The organism is Cupriavidus phytohabitans (genome assembly GCF_000426345.1).
Classification (GTDB): Bacteria; Pseudomonadota; Gammaproteobacteria; order Burkholderiales; family Burkholderiaceae; genus Cupriavidus.
Genome location: NZ_AUFE01000158.1, coordinates 1 through 5,122 on the forward strand (window position 1 = coordinate 1; position 5,122 = coordinate 5,122).

Annotated in this window: 6 protein-coding genes and 1 pseudogene; 3 read left to right on the top strand and 4 right to left on the bottom strand. The window is 65.8% G+C overall.

From position 1 onward, the window contains the following. Positions 1–154 precede the first annotated feature (154 nt). Positions 155–818 (top strand): annotated as a pseudogene (locus tag K309_RS41210) (Tn3 family transposase); the annotation flags it as partial. A 423-nt stretch (positions 819–1,241) separates the two neighbouring features. Here K309_RS41210 and K309_RS0133805 read toward each other — a convergent pair. Together K309_RS0133805 and relB are read right to left on the bottom strand one after the other, a co-directional pair. Then, positions 1,242–1,544 (bottom strand): type II toxin-antitoxin system RelE/ParE family toxin, encoded by a 303-nt coding sequence (locus K309_RS0133805; RefSeq protein WP_029050335.1) that lies wholly within the window; start codon positions 1,542–1,544, stop codon positions 1,242–1,244. Next, complete coding sequence (gene relB / locus K309_RS0133810) at positions 1,531–1,827, bottom strand: type II toxin-antitoxin system RelB family antitoxin (protein ID WP_029050336.1); 297 nt, start codon at positions 1,825–1,827, stop codon at positions 1,531–1,533. The genes K309_RS0133805 and relB overlap by 14 nt, the downstream gene beginning before the upstream one ends. A gap of 502 nt (positions 1,828–2,329) precedes the next feature. Between relB and K309_RS39490 the strand changes: the two genes are divergently transcribed. Then, a complete protein-coding gene (locus tag K309_RS39490; protein ID WP_051320762.1) occupies positions 2,330–2,938 on the top strand; it encodes a hypothetical protein in 609 nt (202 codons plus the stop codon). Between the two features lie 106 nt (positions 2,939–3,044). Here the strand turns inward: K309_RS39490 and K309_RS0133825 are convergent, their stop codons facing one another. Further along, the gene (locus K309_RS0133825; RefSeq protein ID WP_029050337.1) at positions 3,045–3,248 is read right to left on the bottom strand and encodes a cold-shock protein; all 204 of its coding nucleotides are present in this window, start codon (positions 3,246–3,248) and stop codon (positions 3,045–3,047) included. A 406-nt stretch (positions 3,249–3,654) separates the two neighbouring features. Between K309_RS0133825 and K309_RS0133830 the strand changes: the two genes are divergently transcribed. Beyond that, positions 3,655–3,897: a hypothetical protein gene (locus K309_RS0133830; protein ID WP_029050338.1), complete on the top strand. Its 243-nt coding sequence runs from the start codon at positions 3,655–3,657 to the stop codon at positions 3,895–3,897. Between the two features lie 465 nt (positions 3,898–4,362). On the opposite strand, the gene K309_RS0133835 is transcribed toward K309_RS0133830, so the two are convergent. Continuing rightward, the gene (locus K309_RS0133835; protein WP_035878839.1) at positions 4,363–4,836 is read right to left on the bottom strand and encodes a hypothetical protein; all 474 of its coding nucleotides are present in this window, start codon (positions 4,834–4,836) and stop codon (positions 4,363–4,365) included. Between the last annotated feature and the right edge of the window lie 286 nt (positions 4,837–5,122).

Sequence of the window (5,122 nt, forward strand, 5' to 3'; positions counted from 1 at the left end):
TCGCCAGCGAATTCCATATGGGCCAGCAGGCTGAGCGGCCTGCACAAAAGGGCCGGACATAAGCGTGCTGCCTTCACCTGTCGACCACCATGTCAATCGGCTCGCAATCCGGGAGGCGTCCACATAAGCATTTCCCTACCTGAACGGCATTTAGCTGATGCCGCGCATCCGCAATTGGAAGGATCTGCGCTTCTACAAGGCGGAGAAGGGCAGTCGCTACAAGCACATCGACCGTCTATTCAGCGATGTCATCGACTGGCAGCTGATCCGCAACCACTGGAAGGATCTGATGCAGGTGGCAATTTCGATCCAGGCCGGCCACGTCATGTCGCCAATGCTGCTTCGCAAGCTGAGCCACGAGGGCCGGCACAACCGGCTGTTTGCGGCGGCGCGTGCTGCGCACGGTGTACCTGCTGCGCTGGATCTCGCAGAAGGACATGCGGCAGGAAGTCACGGCGACGACCAACAAGATCGAGTCGTATCACGCCTTGACCAAGTGGCTGGACTTCGGCGGGGACTTCACCACCGAAAACGATCTGAACGAGCAGCAGAAGCGCGTGCGCTATATCGATCTGGTGGCCTCGGCCGTGATTCTGCAGAACACGGTCGATATGATGCGGATCATGCAAGAACTCCACGCTGCCGGCAAACCGATGTCCGCGGCCGATGTCGCCTTCATGAGCCCGTATGGTACGGCGGGGGTCAAGCGGTTCGGCAACTACCACCTCGATTTGAAGCGACCACCCGAAGCGTGGCTCAAGGAATCCTTGTTCCGCCAAGCTGTGAAACGAGCGCGCGCCGACGCCGGCAATGGTTGAGCTGCGCATGGTGGACAGATCTCGATGCCATGTTGGCCGAAGCCCGCCGTGAGGACGGGCTGCGCGATATGCCGATCTGACGGAGCCAGCCTTGAAGCATCGTGACGATTCGCAGCACTTCGGATAGCGTGGCAAACGCCAGTTCCGGCAAACTTTCCTCGCCGGTTGCGACTGTCACCCCCGCGCCGTAACGGCGATCCCTTTGCTCTCCAGCAACTGAATCAGGGCCGACTTTTCCGTGACTGCAACAGGCGCATGGGTGACAAGCTCCTTGCGTATGCGTCGCGGTCGGTGAACGACACGACCAGGCCCTTCGATGTAGCAGACATGACTTTGGCGGAGAGTTGGGAAAGTGCGAGATTAACACCTCAGTCAGACATCGCGGCTCGGAGGTGTTTCCGCTCTGAAACGGGGGGCGTTTTCTCAGTTGTGATCCGACGGATCAGCGGGCGACGGCCACTGCTGCCTGGCATGAAGCACCCGCAGAATCCGTATGGCGAACGCATCCACCCCATACACCACCAGGTAGTTGGCCGCCACAACCATCTCCCGGGTGCCGGCAACACGACCGGGCCGATAGAGTTCGGGATGGACCGGCAGTTGCGCGGCCTTCGCCTCGAGCTCGTCCATGAGGCGCTGCGCCGCATCCGGATTGTCATCGGAGATGTAGTCGACGATGGCCAGCAGGTCGGCACGGGCCCATGCCGTCCAATCAACCGCGCGCACGGCGCTTCCGGTCAATCAGGGCCTGGGCATCTGCCATCACTTGGTCGTGCGGGAGCGCCGGCGCCGGATCGGCGAGCGCTTCCTGCACCTTGGCCCGGAACCACGCGTCATAGGTGGCCGGGTCCGTGGTCAGTCCGGCAGGCAGCCCGCCCTCCTTGGCGATGCGGGTCAACAGGATGCGGACCGCGTCCGATACGGTCAGGCCCATGTCGGCGAGGCGCTGCGCGGCTTGTGCCTTCAGCTCGTCGTCCACTCGGATGTGCAGCATTGACGTATGCGCCATGGGAATCTCCTTGGATTTCGCTCCCATTATGCATCTCAATTGAGATACAACCAAGGAGAAACTGGCAGGACTCAAACGTCGGCGTTGACCAGTCGAGGGGTGCCGAGACGTCGCACCGTCTGTCTTTGCCATAAATTTCCACTTATCGGACAAAGACCAGGGTTGCGAGAGCGCCGCCTATGGGGCGGCGGATCACCCTTCGGCGGCGAGTGGCTGGCCCTCGTCCGCTCGGTACGTGTCCTTGGCCCGGCGCGCCAGGCCGGGGCTGTCCAGCACGCGCAATTTGAACTGGTTCGCCTTCAGCCCCCCGGTGTCCATTGCTGCGCTGCCCTTCCTCCCAAAATCCACTTGGCGGCCTCCGTTGCATCACTGGGACCGGGGCCCCAGCGAGGCATTTCAAATAAAATAACAAATAACGATAACGTGACGCACGCATCCTGCAGCTGCTGCGCGACCAGGTGCCGAGGCAGAAGGCAAGGCCTGGGCTGCGGCCAACGCACGCGTGGCCGAGGTCGAGGAAGACAACGCCGCGCTGCAGGAGGAGGTCGGCAAGCTGAAGGGGGAGTTGCTGCAGCGCGAAGCGGCCCTGGCGGCCGTGCGCACCGAGTGCGACAAGGCGATCGCCGCGGCCGCCGAACAGGTGGCGGAAGCCCGCACCGAGGCCGAGAAGGAGCGAACGTCGGCGCTGGCCACCCGCGATGCGCTCGCGGTAGCCAACGCCCGCCTGGAGGAAATGCCGGCACTGAGAGCCGACCTCGAGCGGCTGCGGGCGGAACTGGCGGCCGAGCACGACAGCCGCGCTCAGGCCCACGAAGCTGCCGCCGTGGCGCGGGCCGAGCGCGACGCCACCCGCCGGATGGCCGAAGCGCTGGAGCAGCAGGTCGCCGAGCAGAAAACGGCCCTGAGCAAGGCCGAGGCCGAGCTGGCGGGACTGCGGGAAGCGCTCAACGCCGAACGCAGCGCCGCAGCGAGTGCGGCCCAGGCGGCCGCGGTGGCGGGGGCCGAACGGGATGCCGCCAACCGAAGCGCCGAAGAGGCACGTGAACGCTTGGCCACGCTGGAAGGCAATGCGAAGCCTGAGTCGTCAACCCGGCCTTCCCCGCGGAAGTAATCCTGGGTGGGCTGCGTCCCCCCGGCGAGGAGACGCCCTGCCCCATTGGGCAAGGTGCTCAGCCCCACGCGTGGCAGGGCCGACTGGCCGAGCGGGCCGGTACCGCTCAGAGCGGCTGGATCTTCGTGGCCTGTTCGCCCTTCGGTCCCATCGCCTTCACGTAGCGGACCCTTTGGCCGTCCTTCAGCGACTTGAAGCCCTCCGCTTCAATCGCCGAAAAATGCGCGAACAGATCGTTACCACCGGCGTCCGGGGTAATGAAGCCAAAACCCTTCGCGTCGTTGAACCACTTGACCGTACCTGTTTCCATGCTGCTTTCCACTTTGAGAGGTTGATGAACGTGAAAGCCAGGCCGCCCGCTTGCCGCGACGCCGAATGCGGCGCCACAGCGGCCGGATCGGCGGCCTGCTGCGATCCATTGTGACGGCTTTTTTTCCGGCGTCAATGCGGCGAAGTGCCGAGGAAGGCAGCCCTGCGGGCTTCGCCTTGTCGGCGGCCCTCCCCCTCGCCTGCCCCACGGCAATGTGCGATCCACGCGTGGGCGTTCAGCGCGGAGGCCCGGCCCGTGGGGGGGCGGCAAGCCGCGGCTGCCCGTGCCTGGGCCGGTGTGCCGTCGCGCCAACATCTGCCATTGCCAAGGGGGAGTTGTCCGGGATGTCGGGTCGGGCCCGGCGCTCGGTATGCTTGCTGCTCCGATCATCACCGGAGTCCCCGGCATGCAGATCCGCGAACAAGGCCCGTTGGTCACGCTACTGCGCACCCTGCGCGATCCCCACACGCGCCGCCCGAAGTCGATCGTGGCCGGCACGTTCCGGGCCAGCGAAGGTCCCTCGTGCGCTCTGTTGGCCACGCTCGCCCCAGCGGAACTGGCCTCCCTGCGGCGCTGGCTCGACGCGCGGTCGCCACACCCGGTACCGCCCCGCCACGAGTCCGTGCTGCATGATGCGCATCGCCGCTGAGTGCCCTGATCGCGGCCATTGATGCGGTGGCCGAGCAGATCGGTGTCGACACCGCGACCGCCATCGGGCGGGAGCTCGAGACCCTGGCGCGTGTCCGGCATCGCGTGCCAGGGCGCAGGTCGCGGCGCCCACCCCAACCGCCTCATGCCCTGCCCGACCACAGAGACCTGCTTACCGGTCTGCCCGGGGATCGGGGCGTCACAGGCTAGCGGGCCCCTGCTGGAGCCGGCAGCCCGTTCGCGAGCTTCGCCAGGGTGAGGCCCGGGTCTGGACTGGGACGGTGCTGGCCAGGATCTCCCGCGGCGATGCCACCGCCCGGCGCACCACGCTTGGTCTCCCATGCGCGGCCACGTTCGGGATGCACTGCGGTGATCCCGTCCAGGCGTTCACCGCATCGACATCGATGCAGGCGTCGCGATGGCTCACGACCGCAGCGTTCACGCCCAGCGGGGATCGTCCGCGTGTTCAGTGCAGGGTGAAGCGCTGTTCGGCGGCTGCGGTGGCGAGCACCAGGTCGCCGCGCTCGACCGCCTGCATCCAGGGCAGAAGGTCCTGCAGCGGGGCCGTGCCCGAGCGCACCGCGGAAACCGTCTGCACGAACGCCGCATCGCGATCGATGCGGTACAGCGCATCGCCGCTGCGGCTGGCCAGCGTGGCCCCTCCGAAGCGCGACTTGAAGCGGGCGATGCGGTGCTGCAGGCGGGTGGCGTCCTCGGCCTGGCGGCGCGCGGCACGGACCTGGGCCGCAGCGACAGCGAAGTCGGTCGGGCCGGCGGCGAGGGCGGCGAGGTAGGCGTAGAGGCGGCCGCCCTTGGCCTCGCCAAGCCGGTGGTCCATGGCGGTGACAATGTCGGAGAGCCGCTTGCCGCGGGTTTTGGCCAGTCCCATCAGTTTGAAAAACCCCGCCTTCGACAGGCCCTGGCCCGTGAGGTGGGCCAAGTCAGCGGGGAGGGCGCCGGATCGGGCTACAGGGCGCTGATGCTTTGCAATAGTGGGGTCAGATACCGTATGGCGATTGACAAATTGGCTATTTTTGCCCATCCCCCGAAAACTGAAAATCTCCCGCTAGCCCTTGCTAGGCAAGGGCTAGGGAAATGCTTATGTGGACGCCTCCCGGATTGCAAGCCGATTGACATGGTGGTCGACAGGTGAAGGCAGCACGCTTATGTCCGGCCCTTTTGTGCAGGCCGCTCAGCCTGCTGGCCCATATGGAATTCGCTGGCGA

Bases quoted from the DNA above. Each gene is read 5' to 3' on its own strand.
- relB (WP_029050336.1), bottom strand. From the start codon at position 1,827: ATGGCGCATACGTCAATGCTGCACATCCGAGTGGACGACGAGCTGAAG.
- K309_RS0133825 (WP_029050337.1), bottom strand. From the start codon at position 3,248: ATGGAAACAGGTACGGTCAAGTGGTTCAACGACGCGAAGGGTTTTGGC.
- K309_RS0133830 (WP_029050338.1), top strand. From the start codon at position 3,655: ATGCAGATCCGCGAACAAGGCCCGTTGGTCACGCTACTGCGCACCCTG.